Origin of the sequence: Phyllobacterium trifolii, assembly GCF_014192095.1 — a bacterium.
Taxonomy (GTDB): Bacteria; Pseudomonadota; Alphaproteobacteria; order Rhizobiales; family Rhizobiaceae; genus Phyllobacterium; species Phyllobacterium trifolii.
In genome coordinates this window covers 1-14,600 of record NZ_JACHXN010000003.1, presented here as the reverse complement: position 1 = coordinate 14,600, position 14,600 = coordinate 1, and the positions used below count along the sequence as shown (strand labels likewise).

Sequence of the window (14,600 nt, the reverse complement as noted above, 5' to 3'; positions counted from 1 at the left end):
TATACCCAGCGTAGTTGCCGTGCTCAGAACCCGGACAGAACAATCTTGCCTTTGGCGCGGCCGCTTTCTATGAATGCATGTGCTCTCTTGAGATTGGTGGCGTTGATCTTGCCGAAGTCATCGGCGAGAGTTGTTTTAATCGTCCCTTCGTCAACGAGTTCCGACACCTGGTTCAAAATTCGATGCTGAGCATCCATATCCGGTGTCTTGAACAGCGCCCGTGTAAACATCAGCTCCCAATGCAGCGATATGCTCTTGCGCTTCAGCAACATGACATCGAGTGTCTTCGGATCATCAATCAGTGCGAACCGGCCCTGCGGCGCGATCAGCGTGGCGACTTCGGCAAGATGCGCATCCGAGTTGGTGGTTGAGAACACGAATCCCGGAGCGCCTATACCCAGCGCCTCAACCTGGGCCGCTATGGGTTTCGAGTGATCTACGACGTGATGAGCGCCAAGCTCCTTGACCCAGGTCTTCGTCTCGGGACGCGATGCAGTGGCGACAACAGTGAGATTCGTCAGCTTCCTTGCAAGCTGAATAGCGATCGAACCTACACCTCCTGCCCCACCGATAATCACAATGGCATTGGCAGCGCCGAGCACCGGCTTCTCGACATCCAATCGGTCGAACAGGGTTTCCCATGCCGTAATCGACGTCAGTGGAAGCGCGGCGGCGGCGCTGAAGTCCAGCGATGACGGCTTCTTACCGACAATGCGCTCATCGACGAGGTGAAATTCTGAGTTCGTGCCGGGACGATCGATCACTCCAGCGTAGAACACTTCATCACCCGGCTTGAAGAATTGTGCCTCGGGACCCACTGCGGCTACGACGCCTGACGCATCCCAGCCAAGCACCTGGGGCGTTCCCCCTTCCGGTTTCACCCTGACTCGAACCTTGGTATCGACGGGATTGACAGATATCGCCCTCACCTCAACCAACAAGTCTCTGCCACTTGCTTCGGGCTTCGGCAGGTCGATATCGACCAATGAAGTTTCAGCGGTGATGGGTTGTGATTCGAAATAGGCGACAGCGCGCATGGGCTTTCTCCAAATAAGTTGACCTGGGTCAGATGCGCCTTATGCTATGTAAGTGCAAGAATGCACATATATTGTATATAGTGTCAAAAAGGATACCGTGATGCCACGCGTGCGCCACAAGACGTTTGATTGTTCCGCCGGCTGTCCTGTGGAAGGCGTTCTCAACCTGATCGATGGCAAGTGGAAAGGCGTGATCCTTTACCATCTCATGTCAGGCACGCTGCGGTTCAATGAGATTCGCCGCAAGCTAGTTAATGTCACGCAGCGCATGCTGACCAACCAGCTGCGCGAATTGGAAGCCGATGGGCTGATCATACGCAAGGTCTATGCCGAGGTACCGCCCAAGGTCGAGTATTCGCTTTCGGAGCGCGGTCGTAGTCTGGAGCCGGTTATCAACGCCTTGAAGGCATGGGGTGATGCAAATCTCGCTGTCGACAAGATCGACGTGGAAGCAGCCTGACGCGTCGTTTCATTAATCCATCACATTTTTATGGAACAAATGCTTGCTTGCAGTACTTGCAGGCGCCTTGCGATTGCCGATTCTGGGTTCACCGCAGAAAAGATTCATCGCAGCTTTCCCTTGACTCTTCAGTGCCATCCCACTATCTCCGGCCGAAGTTAGCACTCACCTCTGTCGAGTGCTAATACCGCGGATGGCGCAGCTGTTCGCGACATCGTTTTGACACCAACATCAAGGGTTCTAACCATGGCCAAGACCAAGTTCCGCCCGCTTCACGACCGCGTCGTAGTACGCCGCGTCGAATCCGAAGCAAAGACTGCAGGCGGCATCATCATTCCGGATACTGCCAAGGAAAAGCCACAGGAAGGCGAAATCGTCTCCGTAGGCACCGGCGCTCGTGACGAAGCAGGCAAGCTCGTACCACTCGATGTCAAGGCAGGTGATCTTATCCTGTTCGGCAAGTGGTCCGGCACGGAAGTCAAGATTGGCGGCGAAGACCTGCTGATCATGAAGGAATCCGACATTCTGGGTATCCTCGGCTAATCACCGACCTTTCAACAAAACTTCGATCAAACCGGGTTCAATCCCAGGAGAGATAAAATGGCTTCCAAAGAAGTAAAATTCGGCCGCGACGCGCGTGAGCGCATGCTGCGCGGCGTCAACATCCTTGCAGACGCTGTCAAGGTAACACTCGGCCCGAAAGGCCGTAACGTTGTTATCGACAAGTCCTTCGGCGCTCCGCGCATCACCAAGGACGGTGTAACCGTTGCCAAGGAAATCGAACTCGAAGACAAGTTCGAAAACATGGGCGCGCAGATGGTGCGTGAAGTCGCTTCGAAGACGAACGACATTGCTGGCGACGGCACCACGACCGCTACTGTTCTTGCCCAGGCTATCGTTCAGGAAGGCGGCAAGGCTGTTGCTGCTGGCATGAACCCGATGGATCTGAAGCGCGGCATCGATCTTGCTGTTGCTGAAGTTGTCAAGCAGCTCGGCAAGAGCGCCAAGAAGATCAAGACTTCGGAAGAAGTTGCGCAGGTCGGCACGATCTCTGCCAATGGCGAAACTGAAATCGGCGAAATGATCGCCAAGGCGATGCAGAAGGTCGGCAACGAGGGTGTTATCACCGTTGAAGAAGCCAAGACCGCTGACACCGAGCTCGAAGTCGTCGAAGGCATGCAGTTCGACCGCGGCTACCTGTCGCCTTACTTCGTCACCAACCCTGAAAAGATGGTTGCTGACCTCGAAGACGCTTACATCCTTCTGCACGAAAAGAAGCTTTCGAACCTCCAGGCTCTTCTGCCGGTTCTTGAAGCCGTTGTTCAGACCTCCAAGCCACTCGTCATCATCTCTGAAGACGTCGAAGGCGAAGCTCTTGCTACGCTCGTCGTCAACAAGCTGCGTGGCGGCCTGAAGATTGCGGCTGTAAAGGCTCCTGGCTTCGGCGATCGCCGCAAGGCAATGCTGGAAGACATCGCGATCCTCACCGGTGGTCAGGTTATTTCCGAAGATCTCGGCATCAAGCTGGAAAGCGTTACGCTCGACATGCTCGGCCGCGCCAAGAAGGTGTCGATCACCAAGGAAAACACCACGATCGTTGACGGTCATGGCAAGAAGGGCGAAATCAACGCCCGCGTCGGCCAGATCAAGCAGCAGATCGACGAAACCACTTCCGACTACGACCGTGAGAAGCTGCAGGAACGTCTTGCCAAGCTCGCTGGCGGTGTTGCCGTTATCCGCGTTGGCGGTGCAACGGAAGTAGAAGTGAAGGAAAAGAAGGACCGCGTTGACGACGCCCTCAATGCAACCCGTGCGGCTGTTGAAGAAGGCATCGTTGCTGGCGGTGGCGTTGCTCTCCTTCGCGCTTCGGCTGGTCTTACCCTCAAGGGTGCAAATGCCGATCAGGATGCTGGCATCAACATCGTTCGTCGCGCTCTGCAGGCCCCGGCTCGCCAGATCGCAACGAACGCAGGCGATGAAGCTTCGATCGTTGTTGGCAAGATCCTTGAGAACAAGAAGGACACCTACGGCTACAACGCGGCCAATGGCGAGTACGGCGATCTGATCGCTCTCGGCATCGTCGATCCGGTCAAGGTTGTCCGTACTGCTCTGCAGGACGCGGCATCGGTTGCTGGCCTTCTCGTCACGACCGAAGCCATGATCGCCGAAGCTCCGAAGAAGGACAACGGCGGCGCTCCCCAGATGCCAGGCGGCGGAATGGGCGGCATGGGCGGTATGGACTTCTAAGAAGTCCTCATCCACGCAAATACGGAAAAGGCGGGTTTCGACCCGCCTTTTTTGTTATCCCAGCTGTTTACGTACTTGTGCAATAGGGTTAGCAGGATTCCCTATTCTGCCGCGTCAGCGAATCTCCGCTGTACCTCGGCATTCCCGTGGGCTGCGTCGAAACGGGCACGGGCCTCGCTGACACGTTGCTCGTTCCTGATCGCCCAGTCTCCAAGCCCTCGCACGGGAACGAGCAGATCGCGTCCCAGGTCCGTCAGCTCGTAATCCACACGTGGCGGAATAGTCGGATAGACCGTTCGCGTGACGAAACCGTCGCGCTCGAGGCTGCGTAATGTGCTCGTCAGCATCTTTTGCGAGATACCATTGATCGCCCGCTTCAACTCGTTGAACCGCATTGAGCGATTGCCGAGGTAACTGACGACCAGCACCGTCCATTTATCGCCGACCCGCGCCAGAATGTGATGAACCGCGCTACACGCGGAGGTTACTTCAAAGTGATCCGGTTTCAAAAAAGTGCCTCCTTGCGGTCGTTTCGAACAGTCACTTATATAGCGCCGGTCACAAATAGTTACCATCCCAAGACAAAGGATTTCTCAACATGGCTAAAGCAAGAATCGGCATCATCGTTGGCAGCACGCGGATCGGCCGTTTCGCCGAATTTCCGGCCAAGTGGATCGCCGAAATAGCCGGCAAACGTGACGATATCGAAGTCGAGATCCTCGATTTGCTCGACTATCCCATGCACTTCTTCGGCGAAGAGCGCACGTCGACTGCTCAAACCGAGACGGCAGAGCGCTGGAAAAAGAAACTGCGTGAGTTCGACGGTTTTGTTGTCACCGTTGCGGAATACAACCACGGCCCGACTGCCGTTCTGAAGAACGCCATCGATCTTGGTGAGTTCATTCACAAGCCCGTTGGATTTGTCGGCTATGGCGGCGTTGGCGGTGCCCGCGCAATCGAGCATCTTCGACTGGTTTTCGTGGAAATGAGTGCCGCGTCAGTCAAGACCGGCATCCATATCTCCTTCCCCGAATATCTCACTGTGGTCAAAGGCGAGAAGAAGCTTGCCGACTATGAACATCTCAATGAAGCGGCCAACAACCAGCTCAACCAGCTTGTCCTGTGGGCAAACGCTCTAAAAACAGCCCGCGCGGCTTGACGATTGAAGAGCGGCCGCGCAAGTGGCCGCTCATTTGTCGGACCAGACCGCCAGTTCGTACCCTTCCGGATCGGTGAAATGAAAGCGGCGCCCGCCGGGGAAATTGAAGATCGGCTTGACGATCTTGCCGCCCGCTTTTTCAACCCGCTTCAATGTATCCGCAAGGTCGTCGGCGAAGAAGATGACCAAGGGACCGCCGCCCGGTTTGACGTCGCCGGCATTGGCAAATCCGCCTTTGAGATTACCATCGGAAAACTCGCAGTAATCGGTACCGTAGTCGGTGAACGTCCAGCCGAACGTATCGCCATAGAAGCTGCGAGCCCGCGCAATGTCCTTCACGTTGAATTCGATATAGTCGATACGCTTGTCCCTGCCTGAATTGGCCATTTTTCACCTCACGCTACAAGTTGTGCTTCGAGCACGTCCTTGAGTTTCTGCAGGTCACGCATTACCCAGGCCGCGTCGGCAGTGAATTTTTCGTCGTCCATTCCCGGCAGCCGGAATAAAGTGAATGTCACCTCCGAATTTTCTCCGTTGGCGACAACGCGCAATGGAATATAAACCTCCTCGCCAGTTTCGGTGATGACCCAGTGATCGAGAACACCAAACTTGTTTGGTGGTGCAAAACGCAGCCTGAGCTTACCGGCAGGACTGTCTGCCAGCCATTCGTCGCCCGACCTTTGCAAGGCAGAAGTTAATCCGGAGGCCCATTCCGGCAGGTTTTCCGGGATGCTTGCGTAGTCATAGACGTCGCGCCAAGATCGCTGAATGGAAATTTGAAGGGTTCGCGCTTCATGCGTCGCCATGCCCTGTCCTCCCTGCATGCTCTAATCGATTTTAACTTAGCACGGCATCGTTTTCCGGCCAACATTTGCCGCTCGAACCTTGCCTCCCGTCGAGCTTCGCAGTAGTGATCTGCCAACTCCCATCAGGAAAAGTGCATGATGAGCTCTACGCGTACCGAAACAGATACTTTTGGCCCGATCGAAGTTGCCTCGGACAAATATTGGGGCGCACAAACCGAACGCTCACTGCACAATTTCAAAATCGGCGGCGAAAGAATGCCGATCCCGCTTGTACGTGCTCTCGGCATAGCAAAACGCGCCGCCGCGGAAACCAACATGGCACTTGGCAAGCTCGACGAAGTAATTGGCCGCGCCATCACCGTCGCTGCCGAAGAAGTCATTGAAGGCAAGCTGGATGACCATTTCCCGCTCGTCGTCTGGCAGACGGGATCAGGCACGCAGTCGAATATGAATGCCAACGAGGTGATTTCCAATCGCGCTATCGAAATGTTGGGCGGAACCAAGGGCTCGAAAAAGCCGGTTCATCCCAATGATCACGTCAATATGAGCCAATCGTCGAACGATACATTTCCGACTGCAATCCACATTGCCACAGCAGTGGAAGCGACAGAGCGTCTCTTTCCAGCACTGAACCATCTGACGGCGGCGCTGGCCAAAAAAGAAGAGGCCTTTGCAGACATCATCAAGATCGGCCGCACACATACGCAGGATGCAACCCCAGTCACGCTTGGTCAGGAATTCTCGGGCTACCGGGCTGCGCTGGAATACGCGTACAAGCGCATCGAACAAAGCTTGGCGGACGTGTTCCTTTTGGCACAGGGCGGCACCGCCGTCGGTACCGGCCTCAATGCGCCCATTGGCTTCGATACCGGATTTGCCGAGGCCGTATCCGATATTACCGGCCTTCCCTTCAAAACGGCACCAAACAAGTTCGAGGCACTGGCCAGCCACGGTGCACTCACAAACTTCCACGGCAGCCTCAATGCGCTTGCCACCGATCTGTTCAAGATTGCCAATGACATCCGTTTTCTCGGCTCCGGTCCTCGCTCCGGTCTCGGTGAGTTGAAGCTGCCCGAAAACGAACCGGGCTCATCAATCATGCCTGGCAAGGTCAATCCGACTCAAGCCGAAGCACTGACCATGGTGGCCACACAGGTGTTCGGCAACAACGCTACCGTGACCGTCGCAGCCAGCCAGGGCCATTTCGAGCTCAATGTATTCAAGCCTGTGGTTGCATTGAACGTGCTTCAGTCGGTCCGCATTCTCTCCGATGCGATGATCTCCTTTGCCGATAATTGCGTCGACGGTATTGAGGCGGATGAAGTCCGTATCAAGGACCTGCTTGAGCGTTCATTGATGCTTGTCACGGCCTTGGCCCCGGCTATCGGCTATGACAATGCTGCCAAGATAGCCAAGACAGCCCACAAGAATGGTACGACACTGAGGGAAGAAGCCCTAGCCAGCGGTCACGTCTCAGCCGAAGACTATGATCGCCTCGTTCGCCCGGAACGTATGATTGCGCCAGAGTGAGATTGAAAAACCGTTCTCTTGTGAACAATGTGTAGAGAAAATAATGGCTTTGTTTGACAATCGGATTTAGCTATTGGGGGGTCAACGCCAAACCCGGAGAGATCTCTTATGTCTAACAATGCCCTAGTTACACTAATCAGTCGTATTCTACTTTCGATTCTGTTCATTCCTGCTGGCTTCGGCAAGCTGACCGCTCTTGGCGCCACGGGAGGGTACTTCGCTGCCAAGGGCCTTCCTCTTCCGGAAGTTACCGCAGTCATCGTTGGTCTGGTTGAGTTGTTTGGCGGACTTGCCGTACTCGTCGGCTTTCAGACACGCTATGCTGCAATCCTGCTTGGCCTATTTACCATTGCCGCAGCATTTGTTGGTCACCTGGTTCCATGGGACCAAGCGAACCAGATCAACTTCTTCAAGAACCTTGCCATCGCCGGTGGCTTCTTCGTACTCGCCCAGTACGGTGCAGGCGCTCTCTCGGTAGACGCCAAGCGTGGCTGATCGCATTTGACCGAAGTAAAAAAGGCCGCTCATAGCGGCCTTTTTTCTATGGAAACAGCAGGATTCAGTTCGAAGCTTTCGCCTCGCTGACCAATACAGGCTTGTCCCGATAGTCCTGCGGGAACAACTTGCTCAGGTTTTCAATTTTTGGCAGATCGTAATAGGTGATATAAGGCTGGGTCGGATTGATCGTGGCGTAGTCCTGATGATAGGCCTCGGCTGGATAAAATTTTTCGAGCGACGAGATTTTGGTAACGATCGGGTCGGAATAGACTTTCGCCTTATCAAGCTGGGCAATGTAAGCTTTGGCTACCTTTTCCTGATCGGCACTGGTCGTGAAAATCGCCGAGCGATACTGCGTCCCCGTATCTGGCCCCTGACGATTGAGTTCCGTCGGATTATGAACCACCGAGAAATAAACCTGCAGGATTTTGCCAAGGCTGACAGTCTTCGGATCGAAAGTCACCTCGACGGATTCAGCATGCCCCGTGTCGCCGCCGCTGACAATCTCATAGCTCGCCGTTTCTTTCTTACCGCCGGAGTAGCCGGAAACGGCACTGCTTACGCCCTTCATGTGCTGATAGACGCCTTGAACGCCCCAGAAGCAGCCGCCGGCGAGGACGATGGTCTCGCTTTTGGCCGGCGTCGTTTGATCGAGCGCCGGCGGTGGCACTATGGTGACATCCTCCCCGGCAAGAGCAAAACCGGGAGCCAACAGAATCGCCGTGGCGAGCAGAATTTGACGAAGTTTCATAGGTTTTGTCCTTCTAGCTATTTGATGTTTACGCAATTCCGGACGGAAAACCGGTTCCCACTTTTCCTGGAATTGCTCAGGCAGCAACAGGTTTGAATTTCAACGCAACGCCATTCATGCAATAGCGCAGGCCCGTCGGTTTCGGGCCATCGTCGAAAACATGGCCAAGGTGACCCCCGCAGCGATGGCACGAGACCGCGGTGCGCGCCATGCCAAACGACCGATCCGTCTCCTCATTGACGGCGCCCTTTATCGGCATCCAGAAACTCGGCCAGCCAGTGCCGCTATCGAACTTCGTGTCTGAATCGAAGAGAGGCAAATCGCAGCCGGCACATGCAAACGTGCCTTTGCGTTTCTCATGATCCAACGGGCTTGAGAAGGGACGCTCCGTTCCCTCCTGCCGCAATACATCGTACTGCTCCGGCGTCAGCAGCTTTTTCCATTCCGCATCGGAGTGCTCAACTTCGAAAGAGCCGGCTGCATGGGCGGCGGGGCCGCTCGCAAAGCGCGTGGCCACGAACGCACCAAGCCCTGCTATAGCACCGCCAAAAAGTGTTCGACGTGTCATCATGGCTGAACTCCCTGTGCCAATGTACCGATAATACCCGGTTTCTGCAGGGAGATACGCAAGGACGGCCGGAAAGGTTACACAACCAGCCTGGAATCACGGAGAGTTGATGAAAATCAGCCTTTGTTCAAAGCGGCCCCGATACGCCGCGACAGTTTTTCGACTGTGCTAGCCTCGGCTGTACCACGCGATGAAATCAGACAGGCTTCCGATTTGAGGATTGTTCCGTCGTCAAGAACCTTGAGATGATTGGCTTGCAGCGTCGATCCTGTCGATGTGATATCGACGATAATATCAGCGGAGCCCGAGGCGGGAGCGCCCTCGGTGGCGCCAAGACTCTCGACGATGCGATAGACCTGAATGCCATGCATCTGCGAAAAGAACTGCTGTGTGAGACGCCAATATTTGGTGGCGATGCGCAGACGCCGGCCATGGCGCTGGCGGAAATCAGCGGCAACGTCATCAAGATCGGCCATGCTCGATACGTCGTACCAGACCTCGGGCACCGCGACCACAACGTCCGCTTGGCCGAAACCGAGCCGTGCTTCGATCTGAACACGCTCATCGGCCGATGACAAAGTCTCGCGGATCAAGTCTTCACCCGTGATGCCGAGATCTACACTGCCATAGCCAAGCTCGCGCGCAATTTCCGAGGCGGAGAGAAACAGAATATCGATCTGGCTTTCGCCTTTGACCTGCGCCCGGTAGTTACGTTGATCGTTGGGCAGGATCACGCTGAGACCGGCGCTTTCAAGCACACCAAGCGCCTGATCCTTGAGACGGCCTTTGGATGGAAGGGCCAAGGTAACCGTCATTTTGCCTCTCCCGCGATCTGTTCAAGCCTGTCGAGCCAGATCGAGAATCCGACACCTGGAATGGAGCCAACGGCTCCGAGCATCGTCAGCAACCGGTCATAACGCCCGCCACCCACGATCGCGCCGAGGTCAATATGGTTCAGCGCGCGCGTTTCATAGACGAGACCGGTATAGTAATCGAGCGGGCGTCCGAACGCGGCGTCATAGATAATCGTCTCATCTCCGATGCCCGCTTCGACAACCGAGGCCGCCCGCGCTTCGAATTGTTCCAGCGCTGGCCCAAGATCGAACTCGTTGGCGCGCGCGAAACCGAGCAATTCACCCGCGGCAGATCGCAGTGGTACGCGGATCGCAAGAAAGCTCTCCAAAGCAGAGAAGGCCTTGGCGGGCAGCCTTACTGAAGCAAGCGCTGCCTTTTCGATCAAGCGGCGCGCGATCTCGATCGGTGCGCGACCTGCGGCCGGGGAAATACCAGCAACCCGCATATCCTGTTCGAGCGCAATGGCCAGTCCGGCTTCATCGCCTTTTTCGACCAGTGCCGTGAGATAATGTGGTAGCGTATCGCTTTGCCGGTCCGACGAAAGGTCCTTGAGCAAACCCTTCAATTGACCAGGATTCCCAAAGGCGCGCGCGAGTTTTTTCTGCCAGCCTCGCGGCAGGCCGAGCGCCGCCAGTACCGACTCGAAAATCGCCTGGTCGCCGAGCAGGGTTTCGAGTTGTGCATCGGGAGCAATAAGGCGGATCGCGGCAATAGCATCGGCCAGCGATCGCGCATCAGCACGAGCCCGGTTGGCATCACCAAGATCCTCTATGCCGGCCTGGAAAAACTCGTTACCGCCATCGCGGCGCTGGCGGAACACCTCGCCCAGATAGGCATAGCGTTTTGGCGTCGCGGCGTTACGTTCGATATGATTGCGGCAAACGGGAATCGTGAATTCCGGGCGAAGACACAGGCTCTCGCCGTTTTCGTTTTCTGTCAGAAAGATGCGGCGGCGCAAGTCTTCGCCCGCCATGTCAAGGAACTGGTCGGCAGGCTGAATAACGGGAATATCAACGAGCTCAGCATCCCGGCCAGAAATCAGCGCGGCAAGTTCATTGGAAAAAGCTGGGGCTCTGGAGGCGACCATCCGAATTCAAACGGCCTTCGCCGCATTGGCACGGTCTTCCGCCTGCGCTTCAAGAATTTTGCGCACCTCAGTGACCAGATCGCTTTCCTTGGCTGTGATCTGTGCGGGACGGCCCTCACGCCACGTGACATTGTCCTCGATTTCCGCCGAAAGACGCGCGCCCTCAATCAGATCCTTGATCTGTACTTCGCCATTGTCGCGCTCCTGCGATCCCTGAATTATCACGCAAGGCGCACCGCGGCGATCGGCATATTTCATCTGTGGCTTCATGCCGGACCCGCCAAGATACATTTCAGTGCGAATGCCGGCCTGCCGCAGGTCCGACACCATTTTCTGGTAGCGGCCAAGGCTAGCCGTATCCCTGTCCATAACGAGCACGACGACCGGGCCGATATTGTCGGACGTATCGAGCTTGCCAAGGTTTTTAAGCGCTGTCATCAGGCGCGAAACACCGATGGAAAAGCCAGTTGCGGGCACTGGCTCGCTGCGGAAGCGGGAGACAAGCCCGTCATAACGGCCACCGCCGCCGACAGAACCGAATACAACCTTTTCGCCCTTTTCATTGGTAACGTCGAACGTCAACTCTGCTTCGAATACCGGGCCGGTGTAGTATTCCAGACCGCGCACGACAGAGGGGTCAATCTTGACACGGCCTTCATAGCCCGCTGCCGAGCAAAGCGCCTCAATTGTTGTAAGTTCTACAACTCCCTCTACGCCCTTGTCATTGCCGGTGACGACACGTTCAAGGTTGGCAATCGTCTCGCCGCCCGTGGCGCCACCCGCGGATGTGAAATCGATCACCTTGGCGATAGCAGCCTCGTCTAGACCAGCGCCCTTCGTGTAGTCACCGCTCTCGTCGAGACGGCCCTTGCCCAGCAATTCACGCACGCCATCGGGGCCGAATTTGTCCAGTTTGTCGATTGCGCGCAATACGACCAAACGCTTGCCGCTGTTCTCGTCACCATCCAGGCCGATCGCGTCGAGCACGCCGTCCAAAACTTTGCGGTTGTTGACGCGGATCACGTAATCGCCCCGCTTGATCCCCAACGCCTCCATCACGTCGGCCATCATCATGCACATCTCCGCATCCGCCGAGACGGATGGTGCGCCAACCGTGTCGGCATCGAACTGCATGAATTGGCGGAAGCGGCCGGGGCCCGGTTTCTCGTTGCGGAACACCCAGCCGGCGCGGTAGCTGCGATAGGGTTTGGGAATGCTCTCAAAATGCTCGGCGACGTAGCGAGCCAGCGGTGCAGTCAGGTCGTAGCGCAGCGACAACCATTGCTCATCGTCGTCCTGAAACGAAAACACACCTTCGTTGGGGCGATCCTGATCCGGCAGGAACTTGCCCAACGCATCGGTGTATTCAATGAGCGGTGTTTCGACAGGCTCGAAACCATAGAGCTCGTAGACCTTACGAATTTCCGCCATCATCTTTTCGGCAGCGCGCAGATCCTCCGGCACGCGATCCACGAATCCTCGTGGCAGCCGTGCCTTAACTCTATCTGCTTTCGTTGCCATGATGGAACCTTGAAATTCTTGATTGCTGAAGCGGGTTTGCTCTAGCCGATCAGTGCATCAAGGGCAAGGATTGATGACGCCGCAGCGATTTGAGAACTAAAGCGGACGTTTGAAACCTCTACGCAGCTTTTCAATTTCCTGACGGCATTTGCAGCCTTCTATATGATCGTTGACGAGACCCATGGCTTGCATATGTGCATACATCGTCGTCGGGCCGACGAAACTCCAGCCACGCTTCTTCAAATCCTTGGACAAGCGGATCGAAGTCGGCGAGGTGGGGTTTGCAACAAGCGTCGGATAGTCGACCACCTTGGGACGCTCGTCTGCCGGAGGCTCGAAGGTCCAGAAATAGGCAGCAAGCGATCCTGTCTCTTTGACGAGTTCAATCGCGCGATTGGCATTGTTGATTGCAGAGTTGATCTTGCCGCGATGGCGGATAATACCTGCATTGGCAAGTAGCCGTTCGACATCCTTCTCGCCATAGCGAGCGATACGGCGATAGTCGAAACCGTCGAACGCCTCGCGAAAATTCTCGCGTTTCCGCAATATGGTCAGCCAGGAAAGACCCGACTGGAACCCTTCGAGGCATATTTTCTCGAACAAGCGCGTATCATCCGTAACCGGCCTGCCCCATTCGTGATCGTGATAGTGAACATATTCGGGGAGAGTGCCCGGCCAGAAGCAACGGGTGACGCCATCCTCGCCTGTCATCAGACCAGTCTTGACCGGGACATCATCTTGCATATTGCCTACCCTTCGAATGTTTTACGGGACGTTAACCAGTTCTGAAAACCAGCTGGTAACCACACCAAATAGTTTCGACAAAAAATCGCATTTTATCGATCGCGATTCACTTTTTTCTACCCCGGCACGGGCAAACTCAACCCGAAAGCTGACAAATCCTGTCAGCAGAGTTTTTGAGAACAATCAAAATGAAAACTGCCTTGCTGCTTCTGACATCCTGCCTGGTCGTGGCCAATGTGCCCGGTGCGATAGCCAGCGAGCGTTACGCAACAAGGCCGCCTGTGGTCATGAGCCCCGACCTTACGGCGCCCTGGGTGATGCAACTGCGCCAAAGGCCAGTCGGCGCACCAGTCAATCCTCGCGGCTATGTGGTTTTCAGTGATCCACCGGTACGCGCAGTCAAGCAACGGGACCGCCGCGCGGTTCGCCGAGACGTCGACGCAAATCCGGCCGTTCGTGAAGTTTCGTTTCAACGCCCTGAACAGCCGGCTGCAGACGCCCAGCCAAAACAGCGGGGCATGGACCCGAAGTTTCTGCCGCAAACGGTTGCTTATGACGGATCGGAAAAGCCTGGCACCATCGTCATCGATACGTCGCAACGATTTCTGTATCTGGTCGAGGCCGGTGGAACCGCTCAGCGCTATGGCGTCGGCGTCGGCAAGGAAGGTTTTGGCTGGTCTGGCACCAACGCGATCAGCCGCAAGGCTGAATGGCCCGATTGGTATCCGCCTGCTCAGATGATCGAGCGTGAGAGATTGAAGGGACGCATAATCCCGGCGCACATGGAGGGAGGCGTTGCCAATCCACTCGGAGCACGCGCGCTCTATCTCGGCTCGACGCTTTACCGCATTCATGGCACCAATGCGCCCTGGACAATCGGTCATTCCGTTTCTAGCGGTTGCATTCGCATGCGCAACGAAGACGTCACCGATCTCTATGAACGGGTGAACGTCGGTACCAAGGTCATTGTGAGATAAACAGTTATGGGGGCCGGCACCGGGGGCGGTGCCGGGAATTGGGCAGGGGTTCGCTTGAATCCCTGCCCTCTTTATTCATTCTGCTGCTTGCAGGAATGATTTTGGCGCCGGCACACCTTCAGGCCGGGGCCCGCCATAAGCCCAGTCTAGCAACTCAACAGTGTGGACGATCGGCAATTTCGAACCGCTGGCAATCTGGGTGATGCACCCGATATTTCCGGTGGCAATGATGCTGGCGCCGGTCGCTTCAATGTTCCTCACCTTGCGATCCCGCAACGTGCGAGCGATCTCCGGCTGCATGATATTGTAGGTGCCGGCCGAACCGCAGCATAGATGTCCTTCGGCTGGATCCTTGACGAC

At 56.0% G+C, this 14,600-nt stretch carries 19 protein-coding genes; 7 read left to right on the top strand and 12 right to left on the bottom strand.

Annotated elements, in window-relative coordinates; translation table 11 throughout:
- Window positions 1-23: 23 nt before the first annotated feature.
- Window positions 24-1,037, bottom strand: a complete 1,014-nt coding sequence (locus FHS21_RS05075) for a zinc-binding alcohol dehydrogenase family protein (protein ID WP_183661162.1) — start codon at window positions 1,035-1,037, stop codon at window positions 24-26.
- A gap of 100 nt (window positions 1,038-1,137) precedes the next feature.
- Between FHS21_RS05075 and FHS21_RS05070 the strand changes: the two genes are divergently transcribed.
- A complete protein-coding gene (locus FHS21_RS05070; RefSeq protein ID WP_112551476.1) occupies window positions 1,138-1,497 on the top strand; it encodes a winged helix-turn-helix transcriptional regulator in 360 nt (119 codons plus the stop codon).
- 12 nt (window positions 1,498-1,509) lie between these two features.
- On the opposite strand, the gene FHS21_RS31135 is transcribed toward FHS21_RS05070, so the two are convergent.
- Window positions 1,510-1,635 (bottom strand): hypothetical protein, encoded by a 126-nt coding sequence (locus FHS21_RS31135; RefSeq protein WP_281385915.1) that lies wholly within the window; start codon window positions 1,633-1,635, stop codon window positions 1,510-1,512.
- Between the two features lie 108 nt (window positions 1,636-1,743).
- Here FHS21_RS31135 and groES point away from each other — a divergent pair, with 108 nt between their 5' ends.
- Together groES and groL are read left to right on the top strand one after the other, a co-directional pair.
- Window positions 1,744-2,040, top strand: coding sequence for a co-chaperone GroES (gene groES / locus FHS21_RS05065; protein WP_106715529.1), 297 nt, complete (start codon window positions 1,744-1,746; stop codon window positions 2,038-2,040).
- A gap of 57 nt (window positions 2,041-2,097) precedes the next feature.
- Window positions 2,098-3,744, top strand: coding sequence for a chaperonin GroEL (gene groL / locus FHS21_RS05060; RefSeq protein WP_106715528.1), 1,647 nt, complete (start codon window positions 2,098-2,100; stop codon window positions 3,742-3,744).
- Between the two features lie 101 nt (window positions 3,745-3,845).
- Here the strand turns inward: groL and FHS21_RS05055 are convergent, their stop codons facing one another.
- Window positions 3,846-4,253, bottom strand: coding sequence for a winged helix-turn-helix transcriptional regulator (locus FHS21_RS05055; RefSeq protein ID WP_246410836.1), 408 nt, complete (start codon window positions 4,251-4,253; stop codon window positions 3,846-3,848).
- 89 nt (window positions 4,254-4,342) lie between these two features.
- Between FHS21_RS05055 and FHS21_RS05050 the strand changes: the two genes are divergently transcribed.
- On the top strand, window positions 4,343-4,903 hold the full coding sequence (locus FHS21_RS05050) for an NADPH-dependent FMN reductase (protein ID WP_112525992.1): 561 nt from the start codon (window positions 4,343-4,345) through the stop codon (window positions 4,901-4,903).
- A 30-nt stretch (window positions 4,904-4,933) separates the two neighbouring features.
- On the opposite strand, the gene FHS21_RS05045 is transcribed toward FHS21_RS05050, so the two are convergent.
- Window positions 4,934-5,290: a VOC family protein gene (locus FHS21_RS05045; RefSeq protein WP_183661160.1), complete on the bottom strand. Its 357-nt coding sequence runs from the start codon at window positions 5,288-5,290 to the stop codon at window positions 4,934-4,936.
- Between the two features lie 8 nt (window positions 5,291-5,298).
- Entirely contained in the window at window positions 5,299-5,709 is a 411-nt protein-coding gene (locus FHS21_RS05040; protein WP_183661158.1) for an SRPBCC family protein, read from the bottom strand.
- Between the two features lie 138 nt (window positions 5,710-5,847).
- Here FHS21_RS05040 and fumC point away from each other — a divergent pair, with 138 nt between their 5' ends.
- Together fumC and FHS21_RS05030 are read left to right on the top strand one after the other, a co-directional pair.
- The gene (fumC, locus tag FHS21_RS05035) at window positions 5,848-7,239 is read left to right on the top strand and encodes a class II fumarate hydratase (protein ID WP_112526343.1); all 1,392 of its coding nucleotides are present in this window, start codon (window positions 5,848-5,850) and stop codon (window positions 7,237-7,239) included.
- A 108-nt stretch (window positions 7,240-7,347) separates the two neighbouring features.
- Window positions 7,348-7,734 carry a DoxX family protein gene (locus FHS21_RS05030; RefSeq protein WP_112525998.1) on the top strand — a complete coding sequence of 129 codons (387 nt, stop codon included), beginning with the start codon at window positions 7,348-7,350 and terminating at the stop codon, window positions 7,732-7,734.
- A 64-nt stretch (window positions 7,735-7,798) separates the two neighbouring features.
- Here FHS21_RS05030 and msrA read toward each other — a convergent pair whose 3' ends face one another.
- The 6 genes from msrA to FHS21_RS05000 all read right to left on the bottom strand — a co-directional run bounded on the left by msrA (window position 7,799) and on the right by FHS21_RS05000 (window position 13,263).
- Window positions 7,799-8,488, bottom strand: a complete 690-nt coding sequence (msrA, locus tag FHS21_RS05025) for a peptide-methionine (S)-S-oxide reductase MsrA (RefSeq protein ID WP_112526000.1) — start codon at window positions 8,486-8,488, stop codon at window positions 7,799-7,801.
- Window positions 8,489-8,564: 76 nt separating this feature from the next.
- Complete coding sequence (gene msrB, locus FHS21_RS05020) at window positions 8,565-9,059, bottom strand: peptide-methionine (R)-S-oxide reductase MsrB (RefSeq protein WP_112526003.1); 495 nt, start codon at window positions 9,057-9,059, stop codon at window positions 8,565-8,567.
- Window positions 9,060-9,172: 113 nt separating this feature from the next.
- Complete coding sequence (gene hisG / locus FHS21_RS05015) at window positions 9,173-9,871, bottom strand: ATP phosphoribosyltransferase (RefSeq protein WP_112526005.1); 699 nt, start codon at window positions 9,869-9,871, stop codon at window positions 9,173-9,175.
- The gene (locus FHS21_RS05010) at window positions 9,868-10,998 is read right to left on the bottom strand and encodes an ATP phosphoribosyltransferase regulatory subunit (RefSeq protein WP_112526007.1); all 1,131 of its coding nucleotides are present in this window, start codon (window positions 10,996-10,998) and stop codon (window positions 9,868-9,870) included. The genes hisG and FHS21_RS05010 overlap by 4 nt, the downstream gene beginning before the upstream one ends.
- 6 nt (window positions 10,999-11,004) lie before the next feature.
- The gene (gene hisS / locus FHS21_RS05005; protein WP_112526008.1) at window positions 11,005-12,519 is read right to left on the bottom strand and encodes a histidine--tRNA ligase; all 1,515 of its coding nucleotides are present in this window, start codon (window positions 12,517-12,519) and stop codon (window positions 11,005-11,007) included.
- Window positions 12,520-12,615: 96 nt separating this feature from the next.
- Window positions 12,616-13,263: a DNA-3-methyladenine glycosylase I gene (locus FHS21_RS05000; protein WP_112526010.1), complete on the bottom strand. Its 648-nt coding sequence runs from the start codon at window positions 13,261-13,263 to the stop codon at window positions 12,616-12,618.
- A gap of 188 nt (window positions 13,264-13,451) precedes the next feature.
- Here FHS21_RS05000 and FHS21_RS04995 point away from each other — a divergent pair, with 188 nt between their 5' ends.
- Window positions 13,452-14,240 carry a L,D-transpeptidase gene (locus FHS21_RS04995; RefSeq protein WP_112526012.1) on the top strand — a complete coding sequence of 263 codons (789 nt, stop codon included), beginning with the start codon at window positions 13,452-13,454 and terminating at the stop codon, window positions 14,238-14,240.
- A gap of 75 nt (window positions 14,241-14,315) precedes the next feature.
- Here the strand turns inward: FHS21_RS04995 and FHS21_RS04990 are convergent.
- Window positions 14,316-14,600 (bottom strand): heterodisulfide reductase-related iron-sulfur binding cluster (locus FHS21_RS04990; RefSeq protein ID WP_246410834.1); only part of this gene is annotated, 285 nt, incomplete at its 5' end.